This is a genomic window from Bacillus sp. FSL R5-0585 (assembly GCF_038004545.1).
GTDB classification, from domain to species: Bacteria; Bacillota; Bacilli; order Bacillales; family Bacillaceae_G; genus Bacillus_A; species Bacillus_A cereus.
In genome coordinates this window covers 4,887,619-4,903,418 of sequence record NZ_JBBORJ010000001.1, presented here as the reverse complement: position 1 = coordinate 4,903,418, position 15,800 = coordinate 4,887,619, and the positions used below count along the sequence as shown (strand labels likewise).

Sequence of the window (15,800 nt, the reverse complement as noted above, 5' to 3'; positions counted from 1 at the left end):
CATCTAGTTAATATTTGACACACTAAGAAAAATGAATGAAAGGAGATGAGATTTTTGCACGAAACAACGCAAGAACTCGCTAACTGGCAGTATTATTTTGCTATCGCAGTCTTTTTAATTACATATGCCATTATTATTTCTGAAAAAATTAATCGCGCTGTCATCGCACTTCTCGGTGCAGCATTCATGGTAATTGTGGGGGTCGTCGATTTACATAACGCCTTTACGAAACATATTGAATGGGGAACGATTACGCTACTCATCGGTATGATGATTTTGGTGAACATTACGAGTAAATCAGGTGTTTTCCAATACGTTGCCATTAAAGCAGCAAAAGGGGCACAAGGAAATCCAATTAAAATTTTAATTTCCCTTTCCCTACTTACCGCGCTTGGCTCCGCATTTTTAGATAACGTTACAACTGTACTTCTTGTTGTTCCAGTTACTTTATCTATTACGCGCATACTGCAAGTAAATCCTGTTCCTTATTTACTTTCTGAAATTATTTTTTCAAACATTGGAGGAACAGCAACATTAATTGGTGATCCACCTAACATTATGATTGGTTCTGCCAATAAGCATTTAGACTTCAATGCTTTCCTATTGAATCTAGCACCAATCGTAATTATTATTATTGCAGTTACAGCGATAATACTTTACTTTATGTATCGCAAACAATTAATTGCCGATCCTGTACAAGTTAAGAAATTAATGAGCTTAGATGAAAAACAATACATTAAAGATCCAGTATTAATGAAAAAATCTTTAACAGTACTTGGACTTACAATTGTAGGTTTCATGACTCATTCGATTTTCCACGTTGATGCAGCTATCATCGCTTTAACTGGTGCTACTGTACTTATGTTAATTGGTGTGAAAGAGCATGAAATTGAGGAAGTATTTGCAAGCGTAGAGTGGGTAACAATCTTCTTCTTCGCAGGGCTATTCGTACTTGTTGGAGGACTTATCGATATCGGTCTTATCAAAATGTTAGCTCAAAAAGTAATTGGTATAACAGGCGGAGATATTTCTTACGCATCCATCCTTATTTTATGGGTATCTGGTATCGCCTCTGCAACAATTGATAACATCCCATTCGTTGCAACAATGATTCCACTTATTAACGATATGGCAGTTGGGCTAGGCTTATCACCATCTGACGCACAAATCGATGTATTATGGTGGGCATTAGCACTAGGTGCTTGTCTGGGCGGAAACGGAACATTAATCGGAGCTTCTGCTAACGTAATCGTTGCAGGTATCGCGAGCCGCGAAGGACATAAATTTAGTTACATGGACTTCCTAAAAGTCGGTTTCCCAATTATGATCGTTTCATTAATCATTTCTCACATTTATATTTATTTACGCTACCTTATGTAGTAAAAAAAGCGCTCTGATAATCAGGGCGCTTTTTTACTTATATCTAAAATATATCGACTTATCAACAAAACGAAAAGTCTACTCTTTATATCTCACCGGTTCATTCCGAATAATAAATAAATGAATCGGTAAGAACACCGAAAATGTGATTACATGAATAATCGTAAATAATATAGAGTTCGTTCCGTATCTGTCTAAAATAGCGTAGATAAGATAAATGGACAATACAATCGATACAGCTGTTGCTAGTAAACTTATAATTGGTACGAAATTAAAAATGAAACATGCAACATATATGCCGAATACTTTCCACCCTGCTTCTTCTTTCAAAAAATCTGGTAATTTATCTTTCGCTAAGTCACCCCATGTCTTACTATTCAAAAACGGAATAAACGCAAGCACCCCGTCCGTTGCACCATCATTTTTCGCCATCGAATAAAGTGCAAAAGCCGTTAACAAATATGAAATAATTGCCCAAATCAATATAACAAGAATAAACGCAAAACTAAGAGCAAAGAAACCTGCTAATACGCCTTGATCCTCCATCTTATCCTCTCCTCTCTACTTTCAACATATTTCATTACATTGCAAGTTATGTTTTAAAATTTATCCAAACTCTTTGTATAATAAGAGAAGAAAGAGAATAAGAGAGGAGCAACACTTATGCATCCATTTGTAAAAGCATTACAAGAGCATTTCACAGCTCATCAAAATCCTGAAAAAGCAGAACCTATGGCTCGTTATATGAAAAATCACTTCCCATTTCTAGGTATTCAAACACCGGAAAGACGCCAATTATTAAAAGACATCATTCAAATACATACTCTCCCAGATCAAAAAGACTTCCAAATTATCATACGTGAGCTTTGGGACTTACCAGAACGTGAATTCCAAGCGGCCGCACTTGATATTATGCAAAAATATAAAAAGCATATAAACGAAACTCATATCCCCTTCTTAGAAGAACTGATTGTCACAAAATCTTGGTGGGACTCTGTCGATAGCATCGTCCCTACATTTTTAGGCGATATCTTTTTAAAACATCCAGAATTAATTTCTGCCTATATTCCAAAATGGATTGCATCAGATAACATATGGTTACAACGTGCCGCTATTTTATTCCAACTAAAATATAAACAAAAGATGGATGAAGAACTTCTTTTCTGGATTATTGGACAACTACATTCTTCAAAAGAATTTTTCATTCAAAAAGCGATTGGCTGGGTCCTTCGTGAACATGCAAAAACAAATCCGGATGTAGTTTGGGAATACGTTCAAAACAATGAGCTCGCTCCATTAAGTAAGCGTGAAGCAATTAAGCATATTAAAGAAAATTACGGAATAAATAATGAAAAAATAGGTGAGACTCTATCATAGATAGACGCGTTCCTCTATTGAGATTTAAAAAAGAACGTGTTAGAATATGTTCATTATTATTAATATAAGTAGCGATGACGGACTTATAAGTACTTGCATAAAAAGCGATTCAGGGATAGTGAAAGCCTGAAGCCGCAAGGAAACGGCAGTCCCGAGCAATACATGATAAAGTGGATGCACCTTTTGTGTATCAACTAGGGTGGAACCGCGGGCAAACGCTCGTCCCTAGGCAAATAAGCCTTGGGATGAGCGTTTTTTTATGTTCTTTTTAGCATATACTGCTCGTTTCCAAAGTATCAGAGTATGTCATCGCCAATACGTTAACTTTCAAAAGGAGGATTTTCTTATGTATTCAATGGAACAAGTTGTAAACTTAGCGAAACATCGCGGTTTTGTTTTCCCTGGTTCTGAAATTTACGGTGGTCTTGCAAACACTTGGGATTACGGTCCACTTGGAATCGAATTAAAAAATAACGTTAAAAAAGCTTGGTGGAAAAAATTCATTCAAGAATCTCCACACAACGTTGGTTTAGACGCAGCTATTTTAATGAACCCTAAAACTTGGATCGCTTCTGGTCACGTTGGTAACTTCAACGATCCAATGATTGACTGTAAAAAATGTAAAGCTCGTCACCGTGCTGACAAATTAATTGAGGATGCTTTAGATGCAAAAGGCATCGAAATGGTTGTTGACGGTCTTACTTTCGACCAAATGGCTGACTTAATGAAAGAACATGAAGTAAAATGTCCTGATTGCGGTAGTGAAGAATTCACTGAAATCCGTCAGTTCAACTTAATGTTCAAAACATTCCAAGGTGTTACAGAGTCTAGCACAAACGAAATCTTCCTTCGTCCTGAAACAGCACAAGGTATTTTCGTAAACTTCAAAAACGTTCAACGCTCTATGCGTAAAAAGCTTCCATTTGGTATCGGCCAAATCGGTAAGAGTTTCCGTAACGAAATCACGCCTGGTAACTTCACATTCCGTACACGTGAATTCGAACAAATGGAACTTGAATTCTTCTGTAAGCCTGGTGAAGATTTAGAGTGGTTTGCATTCTGGCGTGAAACTTGTAAAAACTGGTTACTTTCACTTGGTATGTCTGAAGAGAGCATGCGTCTTCGTGACCACGGTGAAGAAGAGTTATCTCACTACAGTAATGCAACAACTGACATTGAATTCAAATTCCCATTCGGTTGGGGCGAACTTTGGGGCGTTGCATCTCGTACAGACTTCGACTTAAAACGTCACATGGAACATTCAAACGAAGACTTTAACTATATTGATCCACAAACGAATGAGCGTTACGTGCCATACTGCATCGAGCCATCTTTAGGCGCAGACCGCGTAACATTAGCATTCTTATGTGATGCATATGAAGAAGAGCAATTAGAAAACGATTCTCGTACAGTTCTTCGTTTCCACCCGGCTTTAGCACCATACAAAGCAGCTATCTTACCATTATCTAAGAAGCTATCTGAAGGTGCTACTGAAGTATTCGCAGAATTAGCTAAAGACTTCATGGTAGACTTTGATGAAACTGGTTCTATCGGTAAACGTTACCGTCGTCAAGACGAAATCGGTACACCATTCTGTATCACATACGACTTCGACTCAGTTGAAGACAAAGCTGTTACAGTACGTGACCGTGACACAATGGAACAAGTTCGTATGCCAATTAGCGAACTAAAAGGTTTCTTAGAGAAGAAAATCCAGTTCTAATTATAAGAAAAAGAGGCTGCTCATAAGAGCGCCTCTTTTTTACTTTTCACGTTTTTCTTTAATTGCTACTGTACATCTTGATATACATAGTAAATCATCATTTTCATCAATAATACGAACATCCCAAACCATTGTCGATTGTCCTCTATGTATCGGTGTTCCGATCGCTGTTACAATTCCTTCTTTCTTTGAGCGAATGTGATTTGCATTAATTTCTAATCCGAAACAAATACATTTTTCTTGATCAATTAAATTATATGAACCAACACTTGCCACTGTTTCCGCTAATGCAACCGATGCACCTCCATGTAAAAATCCAAACGGTTGATGCGTACGCTCATCAACAGGCATCGTAGCAACTACCTTATCTTCTGTCATCTCTAACAACTCAATTCCAAGTGAATCCATTAAAGTTTTTGCCATATCGCTTCCCCCTTCTCTTACTTTAATTAAATGTATAATTTTACCTATTTATTTTCAAACTACTTATAACACTTATATAAGGAGGCTTCACCTAAATGAAACAGAAATTTTGTATATTACTGCTTATGTTCTCCTTGCTGACTATTGTACCAAATTGTGCAATAACAGCCAAAGCATCTAACCTGACAATCGATGTTAAGACTGTAACGCAAAAAGGTAAGAAACCTTATATAGAATATCAAATAAACAGGCCTTATTTTCACAAATTTTCCGACTCTAAATTTCAAAATAAACTCAATTTATACTACAAAAAATCCACTGACAAATTTAAAACCAAATTAGAAAAAGAAGCAAAAAAATATTATAAAGAGACAGAAGGATCTAGTACACCATTTCATCCGTACGTAGCAAATGTTGATTATAAAGTCTCTTTAAACAAACCACCTTTTCTTAGCCTATATGTGAATTACTATCAATATACTGGCGGAGCACACGGTCTTTATACGTGGAAGGCAAATACATTTGATTTAAACGAAAAAAAGGTGCTGCACTTAGACGATTTATTTCAACAAAAGGATAAATATAAAGATGTAATCCGTGCAGAGATTGTACGACAAATTAAACAAAATGAAAGCATTTATTTTCCTGATGCAACTGAAAAAGTAATGAGTATGAAAAAATTTCACTTCTTTTTAGAGCCAGACAATCTCGTCATTTATTTCCCTTTATATGAGATTGCTCCCTATTCAAGTGGAATTCCGCAATTTCGTATTCCATATACGTTGCTAAGAGACTATTTAAAGTCTTCTTATCAAAATATTTTGATTGACAACAAGTAAATATTTTCGCTACGATAATGTTAACCTAAAAACAACAGGAGGTTAACATTATGAGAAGATTTCATGTTTTAGATTTAGCATTAGCTGCCATGTTCGTTGCTCTTATGGCCATCGGTGCAAATATTGTATCTTGGGCACCTTTCTTACAAGTAGCAGGTATCCCATTATCTATGCAACCATTTTTCGCAATTTTAGCAGGTCTTCTTCTTGGAAGTAGACTTGGTGCCTTATCCATGACTGTATATATGCTCGTTGGCTTAGCCGGCGCACCGATCTTCGCTAACTTCAAAGCTGGATTTGGAGCACTTTTAGATCCTACTGGTGGTTTTATTATCGCCTTTATTATCGTTGCTTACGTATCAGGAAAACTAGTAGAACAAAAAGAAAGGCCAACTTTCATTACATTTGCAATTGCCTCTTTCACTGGAATTATTTTAACTTATATAATCGGTACTACTTACATGTACGGAGCAGTCAATCTCTTTATGGGTGGTAATATGAGCTATAAAGCTGCTTGGATGATTATGATGTGGTTTGCAGTAAAAGATATTGCATTTACAATTATCGGTGCTATTATCGCACCTCGCATATACTATGCTGTGCGTCGTTCTGCTTATCAGCATTCTCATTCGACGATTTCATAATAAAAAAGAGTTATTGCAGATTGCTGCAATAACTCTTTTTTTATATTAAGACTCTTGATTCGCTTGTTCTTCTAAAATTTTCTTCATCATTGCAACCATGTCATCACGTAATTCTGGGTGTTGCAGGGCCATTTCAATTGTCGTTTGAACGAATCCTAGCTTTTCACCTACGTCGTAGCGCTTTCCTTCGAAATCGTAAGCAAATACACGTTGGATTTCATTTAAGCTTTGGATTGCATCTGTTAATTGAATTTCACCACCAGCACCGACATGTTGCTGTTCTAAGAACATAAAGATTTCAGGCGTTAAAATGTAACGGCCCATAATTGCTAAATTTGAAGGAGCTGTACCTTGTGCTGGTTTCTCAACGAAATTGCGAACTTGGTAACGACGACCTTCTTGTTCTAATGGATCGATAATTCCATAGCGATGTGTTTCCGACTCTGGAACAGTTTGTACACCAATAACAGAAGAAAGTGTTTTTTCATACTCATCCATTAATTGACGTAAACACGGTTTCTCAGCTTGGACAATATCATCACCTAGTAACACTGCAAATGGCTCATCACCAATGAATTTACGTGCACACCAAACAGCATGTCCTAGTCCCTTCGGCTCTTTTTGACGGATGTAATGAATATCTACCATTTTTGAAGAAGCTTGTACTTTTTCAAGCAACTCATATTTTTTCTTCTCTAATAAGTTTTGTTCTAGTTCAAATGCGTTATCAAAATGATCTTCGATAGAGCGCTTTGTTTTACCAGTAACAATAATAATATCTTCGATTCCCGATTTCACTGCTTCTTCTACAATGTATTGAATCGTTGGTTTATCTACTATCGGTAACATTTCTTTCGGCATTGCTTTCGTTGCTGGTAAAAAACGTGTTCCTAATCCAGCTGCTGGGATTATCGCTTTTCTTACTTTTTTCATCACAAAATACCCTCTCTCCTGTCGGAATCAATAGCAATTATTTCCTACATAAAACAAAAGGGAGATTTCGCTCCCTTTTGTTCCTTACTACTTAAAATTACTTTGTATTATAAACGATTCATAATGTCTTCTTTAATAGTAAGTAACTTTTGTTCACTATTTTGTAAAGAACTATCTTTTACACCAAAGTAAAACTTAATCTTCGGCTCAGTTCCAGATGGACGTAGGCAGAACCATGAACCATCCTCTAATTGATATTTTAACACATTTGATTTCGGTAAGTGAATCTCTTCTTTATGTCCATCTTGTAAAGATGTAACGATGCTTGCTTTATAGTCTTCCACTGCTACGACTGTTAAGCCCGCTACTTCTTTCGGAGGATTCTCACGGAACGTTGCCATCATCTCTTGGATTTTTTCCGCTCCATCTTTTCCTTTTAACGTTAACGATACAAGGTCTTCACGGAAGAAGCCGTATTTCTCAAATACTTCTAATAGACCGTCATATAACGTTTTCCCTTGTGATTTGTAGTATGCAGCTACTTCACATGCAAATAGGACAGATTGTACTGCATCTTTATCACGGCAGAATGGGCGGATTAAATAACCATAGCTTTCCTCATAACCGAATTGGAATTCATATTGTCCGCTTTCTTCATACTGCCTAATTTTCTCACCGATAAATTTAAATCCAGTTAACGTATCAACTGTATCTAAACCGTATGCTTTCGCAATTGTACGACCAATCTCAGACGTTACGATTGTTTTTAATACGACACCGTTCTCCGGAAGCGTTCCGTTTTCTTTCTTTTGAGATAGTAAGTAATCAAGCATTAATGCACCTGTTTGGTTTCCTGTTAATACTTGGAACTCACCATTATGATTGCGCACCGCTACACCTAGACGATCTGCGTCAGGATCAGTTGCGATTAATACATCTGCGCCTACCTTTTCACCGTCACGAATGGCATACTCAAACGCTGCGTGCTCTTCTGGGTTCGGTGATTTTACTGTAGAGAAGTTTGGATCTGGTAACTCTTGCTCTTTTACAACTGTTACATCTGTAAATCCAACTTCTTTTAAACCACGGCGTACAGAAATATTTGATGTTCCGTGTAATGGTGTAAAGACGATTTTTAAGTCTTTACCAACCTTTTGCACCATTTCTTTATTAATGATGACATTGTTCAATTCTGCAGCATATGCATCATCTACTTCTTGTCCAATAATATGTAATAAACCGTCAGCTTTTAATTGCTCTACATTAGCGACTTCAACTGTTAATTCATCTTCTACTGCATTTACGTAGCTAATTAACTCATCTGCTTCTTTTGGAGGTAACTGTCCACCATCTTCACCGTATACTTTGTATCCGTTATATTCAGGTGGATTATGGCTTGCCGTAAGAACGATTCCACTTACTGTATGTAAATGACGAACTGCGAAAGAAAGTACTGGCGTTGGACGTAAGCTTTCAAACACATATGTTGTGATACCACGTGCACCAAGTGTAGCAGCAACTTCCATTGCGAACTCAGGTGATTTATGACGAGAATCATAGGCTACAACAACACCGCGTTTTTTCGCTTCCTCACCTAATTTTTCAATAAAGCTTGCTAATCCTTTTGTTGCTTTACGAACTGTATATACGTTTAAACGGTTCGTACCAGCACCAAGTTCACCACGCATACCACCTGTACCAAACTCTAGATTTTTATAAAAGCTATCCTCGATTTTCTTCTCATCTTGCTTCATATTTTCTAGCTGTTCTTTTAATTCTGCATCTAATTGTGCGTAAGAAAGCCAGCGACTAAATTCTTGTTTCCAATTCATTCTTCTCTCTCCTCTCGCTCGTCATACCTTTATTATATGAAAAAAACATGCTGTATCTCAATATTTTATAAAATCTAGTAGGATTTTACTAGGAATATTTGTATACACTATTGTTAAATACTCCACTAAAGGGAATGAGGATTATGCACGAATGGGGCTTGTCAGAAGAGCTCAAAATACAAACAAAGCAAATGATTGAAATTGCTGAAAAAGAACTATCGATTATGAGGAACGCAATCGATAAAGAAGACGAATGTATTTTATGCAAAATGGAAGATATTCATCATATGTTAGCAAATGTACAAACATTGGCAGCTACATACTACATTCAGGCATATTTATCACCTTATACGGAAAGTTCATCTTTTATTACGACAGCTATCCAACATTTAAGCGCCAGAAAACATGGTGCTCTTATCGTTGTGGAACGAAACGAGACGCTTGAAGCTCTCATTCAAACTGGAACGACATTAAACGCTCATTTAACTGCACCATTACTCGAATCAATATTTTATCCAGGTAACCCTCTTCATGACGGTGCTGTTCTCGTAAAAAATAATCATATTGTCTCAGCTGCTAATATTCTTCCTTTAACGAAAAGTACAGAAGTTGATCCTGAGCTAGGAACACGTCACAGAGCTGCAATTGGCTTATCAGAAAAGAGTGATGCACTTATATTAGTTGTCTCTGAAGAAACGGGCCGTACTTCTTTTGCTTTAAACGGGATTTTGTATACGATTTCTTTATAAACACTTTTTTGAACAGCGCAGTAGTAAATGAAGTTATATCGAATTACCAACAAATATACCTACTATATCAATAAAAAAGGCTGTCTCCAAAATTTGAGACAGCTTTTTCTTCAAAAAAATTATTCTTCTACAAAATGCTCGAAAAGTATACGAATTACCTACACCATTGCTCGAGCTGACCATAAATTATTTGCTCACAGGGATGTCTAAGTACACTTGCTACTCTTTTTGTACTCAAAACATGTTTAGACCTCTTTCATAACAACTATATGTTTTCTAAAATGCTTCACTTCTAGCTATTATTTTTTATCTATTTTTAAGAAATAGTAAAAAAGGGTACTTTAGAAATCCTATCTAAAGTACCCTTTTATTAAAAATCTATTTTATTATAAAGAATAATTGGAGACTGCAAAATGATAAAAATATAGCATACTTTCAAAATTATTTATAATTATTAATATTAATATTAAACATAAAGCAACTACTTTTACACGTCTCATCACTTTAAAACCATATGCCAATAATAACGGTATTGTAAACAGCATATGTGCGCCATAAATAAATGCTTCAGATGCCCCAAAACCAATAATTCCATGTAAAACAATATTAAATAGTAAACAGAAACTTAAAAACCTTACGAAAGGCTCTTTTCTAAAGTTTTTCCATACAGCTACTATTATAAAAGCATACACAGATACAATCACAATCCACCCGATCATAGTATGCGATGGAAGTATATTTAATTGTGCGAATTGCTCACCTTGTCTTAAAGTAACTTCCGAGAATGGTCCAAAGATGAATGAAGATCCTAATAATAGATGAAATACTAATATACCTGATGGCTTAACGTATTCTGATGAAAAACTCTGTCCTTGCGCAGCAAAGTCCATACTACCCTTTAATCCTTCGATAAGAACGACATTATTTGCGTTCATTGCTAATACAAACAGGACCACGACAATAACAATCGAAATACCAGTCCAAATAATTTTTTTCCGTAGTTTCTTATAACTCATCAGACTACCTAAAAACCACATAAACGAATTGGTTAATGTAACCCCTGTTATTACTATTGCCAACAATACATTCGCAATACTAAATCCTATTTTCGCTTCTTTTTCCCCTGTAATAAATGGATAGCATACAAAGCACATAAGTACCAATGTGAAATTTGCATAGCTAAAAGATTCTGGTGTCCACGTAATAACTAACATTGTAGCTGAAAATCCATACATGACCGCTAGTAAAAAAGAAACAATCGTATTCTTACAAATTTTACAGCATAATGTATAAATCATCACTACACTGAGCGCGCTTAAAAACGTTTGAATGAATATAATACCATGTACAATATTCCCTACTTTTACTGTCTCCAGCATCCACATGAATTGTTGAATAAAATAATAAAGGAATGGATGTCGGAACCAGGTCGCCGCTGCTACATCTACTTTTTCAAGGAAAAAGGAGATGATATAATATCCTTGATCAAAAGAAAAATAGGTATCAACCACCCAAGCTTCAATAAAAAGCTTAGAGTGAGTATCCATTTTCCAACCGATAAAAAAATAAAATGACCAATAAAAAATGAAAAGGACAAGGGCTAATATCCCCTTTCCTTTATAATCATTCCAAATATTCAATACTTCTTCTCCTCTCTACGGTAGAAATAACATAATTAGATGTGCCACGTACCCAATAACTGTTCCTAACACAAGCCCACCAAAAATCTCATGCCAATGATGTCCTTGACGCTCTCTTAATTTTTCTTCTTCCGAACTTATATGTTTATTCAACATTCTTGCATGTTTACCAACTGTACGGCGAAGTCCTGTGGCATCAATGATAACAATTGTTAAAATTGCTATCCCGATTCCAAACATCGGTGTATTAAACCCTTCATGAAACCCTATTGTCATGACCATACTTGATAAAATCGTTGTATGCGTACTAGGAAATCCACCATTTCCAACTAAACGAAAAGCATCTTTTCCAGAACGAAGATAATTCACTAAAAATTTCAATACTCCCGAAGCTACCCAAGCTATAAATGGAAGTATACAATATAAATATGTTCCCATTGCTTTACCTCCTATGATTTTGCAATAAATAAAATGCCAGCTACTATACATACCATTCCAGCAATTTTCATGAAATTGATTGTTTCACCAAATAATAATGCTGACGCAATAATAACAAATACATATCCGAAACTCACCATTGGGTATGCATAACTTAAATCCACCTTTCTCAGCACAATCATCCATAATAATGCACTTAAACCGTAAAAAGCTAGTCCGAAAAAGTTCGGTACGTTAATGAAATTCATAATACCTACAGCCGCTGAACTTTGTGATTTCATTGCGCCAAACTTTAATAAAATTTGCCCTACAACTCCCATACCAACTGATAAAATAATCATTAAAAATTGTTGCATCTCTATACTCCTTAACCGTTTATATTCAAAAAATGTTTTATTCCAAATAAAAAACGTTTAAGACACTCCTCTTAAACGTTTTAACAAACCCGAATAGAGTAATTAAAAGTTCAATAGTATAATAATAACTGTTATCGCATATAACAACACTGTTATTAAAATATGCTGATCCTCTAATAAAACTTTATCTGGTTCTCCACCTTTATCTTCCATGTGAACTAAATATAAATAACGAAAAATCCCGTAAATTACAAATGGGATTGTCCACATTAAATAGATACTTTTCCCTGCATTAAAAGTAAAGATAGCATAAGTTACAATAGTTGCCGATGTAACAATTGTACTTAATTGGTCTAACAAAGCAGGAGAATAACTTTCTAATACTTTTCTATGAGAACCTTTATTATTCTGTAACAATACTAATTCATGTCTTCTTTTATTAATAGCCAAGAATAGTGACAGTAATAATGTACATAATAAAAACCACGGTGTAAATGGCACTTGAATAACTAATCCACCGGCCAATGCTCGTAAAACAAATCCAGCTGCAATAATTAAAATATCAATGATTACAACGTGCTTTAAACGAATTGAATACGCTACATTTAAAATAAAATAGGCTGCTAATACTAAGCACAATAACGGATTTAATATATATGAAACTACTAAAGACGCTACTAAAATAACACAACCTGCTGTAATAGCAAAGTACGGATTTAATGCCCCCGATGCCATCGGTCGATATCGCTTAACAGGGTGTTGTCGATCTGCCTCAATATCCATAAAATCATTTAAAATATAGACACAGCCAGATATTGCACAAAATAGCGCAAAACAAATTGCAGCTTGTGCCACCATAGTTAAAGATACTTGTTTTATTGAAAAGACTAACGCTGCAAATACAAGCAAGTTTTTAGTCCACTGTTTCGGGCGTAACTGTTTAAAAAACAATACAACTATATTTTGTTGAGATAAAGTCCCTTCCCTCATAATAATAAGAGTGCTTCTATTTTTGTCACTCTCTTCTTTCCCTCCCTATTCAATTGTTATTTACTTCTAATACAGGGAAAATTATATCACATAAGTATAACATTGAAAATCAACTATTAAATACCAATAAAAAAGACTGCCTCAAAAATTTGAGACAGCCTTTTCTTCAAAAAATTATTCTTCTCCAAAGCGCTCCACAAGTGTTGCAAGTGTACGTACCATTGCACCAGTTGCTCCAGCTGGACCTAAGTCGTGCGCGCCTTTTGTTTCTGATGTTCCAGCGATATCTAAGTGTACCCACGGTGTATCTTCAGCGAATTCGCCTAAGAATGTACCTGCCATAACCGCATGTCCTTCACGGCCTGGTGAGTTATTTAAATCAGCAAACTTACTGTTTCGAACGCGTTCTTTATCACGATCAAAAATCGGTAGTTGCCAAATTGGCTCATCTGTTTCCATAGAAGCCTCTAGCACTTGCTCAAATAACTCTTCATTATTTGTCATTGCGCCTGTCGTATAGTTTCCAAGTGCAACAATTACACCGCCTGTTAATGTTGCAACATCAACAAGGTAGTTTGCACCAAGTTTTTTCGCATACGTAATACCGTCAGCTAAAGCTAGACGACCTTCTGCATCCGTATTTAATACTTCAATTGTTTTTCCGCTCATAGATGTAATTACATCGTCTGGCTTAAATGCCGTACCACTTACAACGTTATCAGTTGAAGGAATAACAGCGATCACATTTTGTTCTGGGCGAAGTTCACCGATAATTTCCATCGCACCTAATACAGCAGCTGCACCACCCATATCACCTTTCATACCGACCATGCCTTCACGTGGTTTTAAAGAATAACCACCTGTATCGTATGTAATACCTTTTCCAACGAATCCAATGACATCTGTCCACTCTTCTTTTCCTTTATAAATAAGAGCAATCATTTTTGGTGGCTCTACACTACCTTGGTTTACTGCAAGCAACGCACCCATACCAAGATCTTCCATCTCTTCTTTCTCAAGAACTTTATAGTCCATATCATACTTCTCCGCTAATTCAACAGCATACTCAGCAAGCTTTGTCGCTGTTAATACGTTTGGCGGCATATTTACAAGTGTACGAGCTGAATTTGTTGCACGTCCATGTACGTAGCCAACTGTTAATGCGGCTTCAATTTCTTGTGCATCTTCCGCTGTAATAGCCGTGAACTTCTCTAACTCTACACGATCCTTTTTATCTGATTTATACGTTTGTAATTCATATGTACCAAGGCCTTGTACCTCTGCTGCAATATGAGCGACATCAATCGCCTCTAATTTCTCTGTTACGAAAGAATCAAGTAAGATTGCTGCATCTTGTACTTTTGCTACTTGCAGTGTTTTAAATGCCTTACCAAGAGCCGCACGTAACGTTTCTGTCGTGTAAGACTCTTTCTTGCCTAAACCAACAAAGTAATAACGTTTCACATTTGTTTTTCCTAAGCTATGTACTTTCGAAATGGCCTTTTTCTTCATAGATAATTCTTTCTCTTCTAGTAAAACTTGTAATTGTCCTTCAAACGCTTTGTCCAGTTCTTGTACAAAACTACTCATTTTCTCTTCTTCAAATAAAGCGACAATTACTGCTTCGTGACCTGCTAATTCTTTTTGTACTTGAAACATGTTCAGACCCCCTAAATTTCTCTAACACCATTATAACTTTATTTTCGATAAAATGCGACAATTCTAACTACAGTTATATGTCGTGTAAAATCCCCTCCATTATGAAATAAGCCAAGAAAAAAAGTCTAGCGTAATTACGACTAGACTATCTTTGTTTTAAATATTGACCACGAAACACTTGCATCGTTTCGTCTTGATTTAACATCGTTAACTCTTCTTCTGTAAACTTACCATTTCCTACTTTTACTACGTACACATTTACTTTTTTCTTACCCCATTGGCTATAAACATCTTTCACCGTATCATAATATAGATCAAGACGGTTTCCTTTTATTGCACCGCCCTTATCAGCTACTACACCATACCCATAACCTGGTACGAATAAAATTGTTCCAATTGGGAATACGCGTAAGTCCGCTGCGATTGTGGAATATAAATCCCTTTTCGCCTTAACACCTGAATATGTAATACCATACTCCGGATGTCCCGGCCTCTTACCAGTTGACTCAATTCCCGACGTATAACCTGTTGCAGTCATTTCAATTGAACGATATTTAGACCAGTCGTTTGCCTGCTCTAAAGCATTTATCACTTCTTTACTCGGAGCAACATTTCTCTTAACTTCTGCTGCATGTACTTCTTTTGCACTCGTTCCCTCATACTTCTTTACAATCTCTAATAAAGAAACTCCTGTGAAAGCATTCCATGTTACGCATAATGCAATTGCAAGTAAACAAGTCATCATAATGCGAATACAATATCGTTTTAACATTTTTATATTCCACACTCCTTCATCGTTAATCATTCCCTATACCAT

Annotated in this window: 16 protein-coding genes; 6 read left to right on the top strand and 10 right to left on the bottom strand. The window is 36.0% G+C overall.

Going from position 1 to position 15,800, the window contains the following annotated elements:
- The first annotated feature begins 54 nt into the window (after positions 1 to 54).
- Positions 55 to 1,380, top strand: a complete 1,326-nt coding sequence (locus MKY38_RS25165; RefSeq protein ID WP_065224315.1) for an ArsB/NhaD family transporter — start codon at positions 55 to 57, stop codon at positions 1,378 to 1,380.
- Positions 1,381 to 1,458: 78 nt separating this feature from the next.
- Here the strand turns inward: MKY38_RS25165 and MKY38_RS25160 are convergent, their stop codons facing one another.
- On the bottom strand, positions 1,459 to 1,926 hold the full coding sequence (locus MKY38_RS25160; protein WP_000390061.1) for a hypothetical protein: 468 nt from the start codon (positions 1,924 to 1,926) through the stop codon (positions 1,459 to 1,461).
- A 117-nt stretch (positions 1,927 to 2,043) separates the two neighbouring features.
- On the opposite strand from MKY38_RS25160, the gene MKY38_RS25155 reads away from it, so the two are divergent.
- Positions 2,044 to 2,757: a DNA alkylation repair protein gene (locus MKY38_RS25155; RefSeq protein ID WP_065224316.1), complete on the top strand. Its 714-nt coding sequence runs from the start codon at positions 2,044 to 2,046 to the stop codon at positions 2,755 to 2,757.
- 346 nt (positions 2,758 to 3,103) lie between these two features.
- On the top strand, positions 3,104 to 4,480 hold the full coding sequence (locus MKY38_RS25150; RefSeq protein WP_000287147.1) for a glycine--tRNA ligase: 1,377 nt from the start codon (positions 3,104 to 3,106) through the stop codon (positions 4,478 to 4,480).
- A gap of 39 nt (positions 4,481 to 4,519) precedes the next feature.
- On the opposite strand, the gene MKY38_RS25145 is transcribed toward MKY38_RS25150, so the two are convergent.
- Entirely contained in the window at positions 4,520 to 4,903 is a 384-nt protein-coding gene (locus tag MKY38_RS25145) for a hotdog fold thioesterase (RefSeq protein ID WP_065224317.1), read from the bottom strand.
- A 95-nt stretch (positions 4,904 to 4,998) separates the two neighbouring features.
- Here MKY38_RS25145 and MKY38_RS25140 point away from each other — a divergent pair, with 95 nt between their 5' ends.
- Both MKY38_RS25140 and MKY38_RS25135 read left to right on the top strand, forming a co-directional pair.
- The gene (locus tag MKY38_RS25140; protein ID WP_078385530.1) at positions 4,999 to 5,742 is read left to right on the top strand and encodes a DUF3298 and DUF4163 domain-containing protein; all 744 of its coding nucleotides are present in this window, start codon (positions 4,999 to 5,001) and stop codon (positions 5,740 to 5,742) included.
- Positions 5,743 to 5,792: 50 nt separating this feature from the next.
- Positions 5,793 to 6,386 carry a biotin transporter BioY gene (locus MKY38_RS25135; RefSeq protein ID WP_001252150.1) on the top strand — a complete coding sequence of 198 codons (594 nt, stop codon included), beginning with the start codon at positions 5,793 to 5,795 and terminating at the stop codon, positions 6,384 to 6,386.
- Positions 6,387 to 6,431: 45 nt separating this feature from the next.
- Here MKY38_RS25135 and galU read toward each other — a convergent pair whose 3' ends face one another.
- Positions 6,432 to 7,319: a UTP--glucose-1-phosphate uridylyltransferase GalU gene (galU, locus tag MKY38_RS25130; RefSeq protein ID WP_002097988.1), complete on the bottom strand. Its 888-nt coding sequence runs from the start codon at positions 7,317 to 7,319 to the stop codon at positions 6,432 to 6,434.
- 107 nt (positions 7,320 to 7,426) lie between these two features.
- On the bottom strand, positions 7,427 to 9,151 hold the full coding sequence (locus tag MKY38_RS25125) for a phospho-sugar mutase (protein WP_001104227.1): 1,725 nt from the start codon (positions 9,149 to 9,151) through the stop codon (positions 7,427 to 7,429).
- Between the two features lie 143 nt (positions 9,152 to 9,294).
- Here MKY38_RS25125 and cdaS point away from each other — a divergent pair, with 143 nt between their 5' ends.
- Positions 9,295 to 9,900 (top strand): sporulation-specific diadenylate cyclase CdaS, encoded by a 606-nt coding sequence (gene cdaS / locus MKY38_RS25120; RefSeq protein WP_000545252.1) that lies wholly within the window; start codon positions 9,295 to 9,297, stop codon positions 9,898 to 9,900.
- 386 nt (positions 9,901 to 10,286) lie between these two features.
- Here cdaS and MKY38_RS25115 read toward each other — a convergent pair whose 3' ends face one another.
- The 6 genes from MKY38_RS25115 to MKY38_RS25090 form a co-directional block, all read right to left on the bottom strand.
- Positions 10,287 to 11,540, bottom strand: coding sequence for a DUF6080 domain-containing protein (locus tag MKY38_RS25115; RefSeq protein WP_046393058.1), 1,254 nt, complete (start codon positions 11,538 to 11,540; stop codon positions 10,287 to 10,289).
- Between the two features lie 15 nt (positions 11,541 to 11,555).
- Complete coding sequence (locus MKY38_RS25110) at positions 11,556 to 11,978, bottom strand: divergent PAP2 family protein (protein ID WP_016123673.1); 423 nt, start codon at positions 11,976 to 11,978, stop codon at positions 11,556 to 11,558.
- Between the two features lie 11 nt (positions 11,979 to 11,989).
- Positions 11,990 to 12,334, bottom strand: coding sequence for an EamA family transporter (locus tag MKY38_RS25105; protein ID WP_001183889.1), 345 nt, complete (start codon positions 12,332 to 12,334; stop codon positions 11,990 to 11,992).
- A gap of 102 nt (positions 12,335 to 12,436) precedes the next feature.
- Positions 12,437 to 13,324, bottom strand: coding sequence for a decaprenyl-phosphate phosphoribosyltransferase (locus MKY38_RS25100; protein WP_016123674.1), 888 nt, complete (start codon positions 13,322 to 13,324; stop codon positions 12,437 to 12,439).
- Between the two features lie 174 nt (positions 13,325 to 13,498).
- On the bottom strand, positions 13,499 to 14,983 hold the full coding sequence (gene pepA / locus MKY38_RS25095) for a cytosol aminopeptidase (protein ID WP_046393059.1): 1,485 nt from the start codon (positions 14,981 to 14,983) through the stop codon (positions 13,499 to 13,501).
- Positions 14,984 to 15,128: 145 nt separating this feature from the next.
- On the bottom strand, positions 15,129 to 15,755 hold the full coding sequence (locus MKY38_RS25090; protein WP_006922360.1) for a 3D domain-containing protein: 627 nt from the start codon (positions 15,753 to 15,755) through the stop codon (positions 15,129 to 15,131).
- Positions 15,756 to 15,800 lie beyond the last annotated feature (45 nt).

Excerpts from the sequence above, each read along its gene's own strand:
- MKY38_RS25145 (WP_065224317.1), bottom strand. The coding sequence starts at position 4,903 with ATGGCAAAAACTTTAATGGATTCACTTGGAATTGAGTTGTTAGAGATG.
- MKY38_RS25125 (WP_001104227.1), bottom strand. The coding sequence starts at position 9,151 with ATGAATTGGAAACAAGAATTTAGTCGCTGGCTTTCTTACGCACAATTA.
- MKY38_RS25140 (WP_078385530.1), top strand. The coding sequence starts at position 4,999 with ATGAAACAGAAATTTTGTATATTACTGCTTATGTTCTCCTTGCTGACT.
- MKY38_RS25090 (WP_006922360.1), bottom strand. The coding sequence starts at position 15,755 with ATGTTAAAACGATATTGTATTCGCATTATGATGACTTGTTTACTTGCA.
- MKY38_RS25110 (WP_016123673.1), bottom strand. The coding sequence starts at position 11,978 with ATGGGAACATATTTATATTGTATACTTCCATTTATAGCTTGGGTAGCT.
- pepA (WP_046393059.1), bottom strand. The coding sequence starts at position 14,983 with ATGTTTCAAGTACAAAAAGAATTAGCAGGTCACGAAGCAGTAATTGTC.
- MKY38_RS25150 (WP_000287147.1), top strand. The coding sequence starts at position 3,104 with ATGTATTCAATGGAACAAGTTGTAAACTTAGCGAAACATCGCGGTTTT.
- galU (WP_002097988.1), bottom strand. The coding sequence starts at position 7,319 with ATGAAAAAAGTAAGAAAAGCGATAATCCCAGCAGCTGGATTAGGAACA.
- MKY38_RS25135 (WP_001252150.1), top strand. The coding sequence starts at position 5,793 with ATGAGAAGATTTCATGTTTTAGATTTAGCATTAGCTGCCATGTTCGTT.
- MKY38_RS25100 (WP_016123674.1), bottom strand. The coding sequence starts at position 13,324 with ATGAGGGAAGGGACTTTATCTCAACAAAATATAGTTGTATTGTTTTTT.
- MKY38_RS25160 (WP_000390061.1), bottom strand. The coding sequence starts at position 1,926 with ATGGAGGATCAAGGCGTATTAGCAGGTTTCTTTGCTCTTAGTTTTGCG.
- cdaS (WP_000545252.1), top strand. The coding sequence starts at position 9,295 with ATGCACGAATGGGGCTTGTCAGAAGAGCTCAAAATACAAACAAAGCAA.
- MKY38_RS25155 (WP_065224316.1), top strand. The coding sequence starts at position 2,044 with ATGCATCCATTTGTAAAAGCATTACAAGAGCATTTCACAGCTCATCAA.
- MKY38_RS25105 (WP_001183889.1), bottom strand. The coding sequence starts at position 12,334 with ATGCAACAATTTTTAATGATTATTTTATCAGTTGGTATGGGAGTTGTA.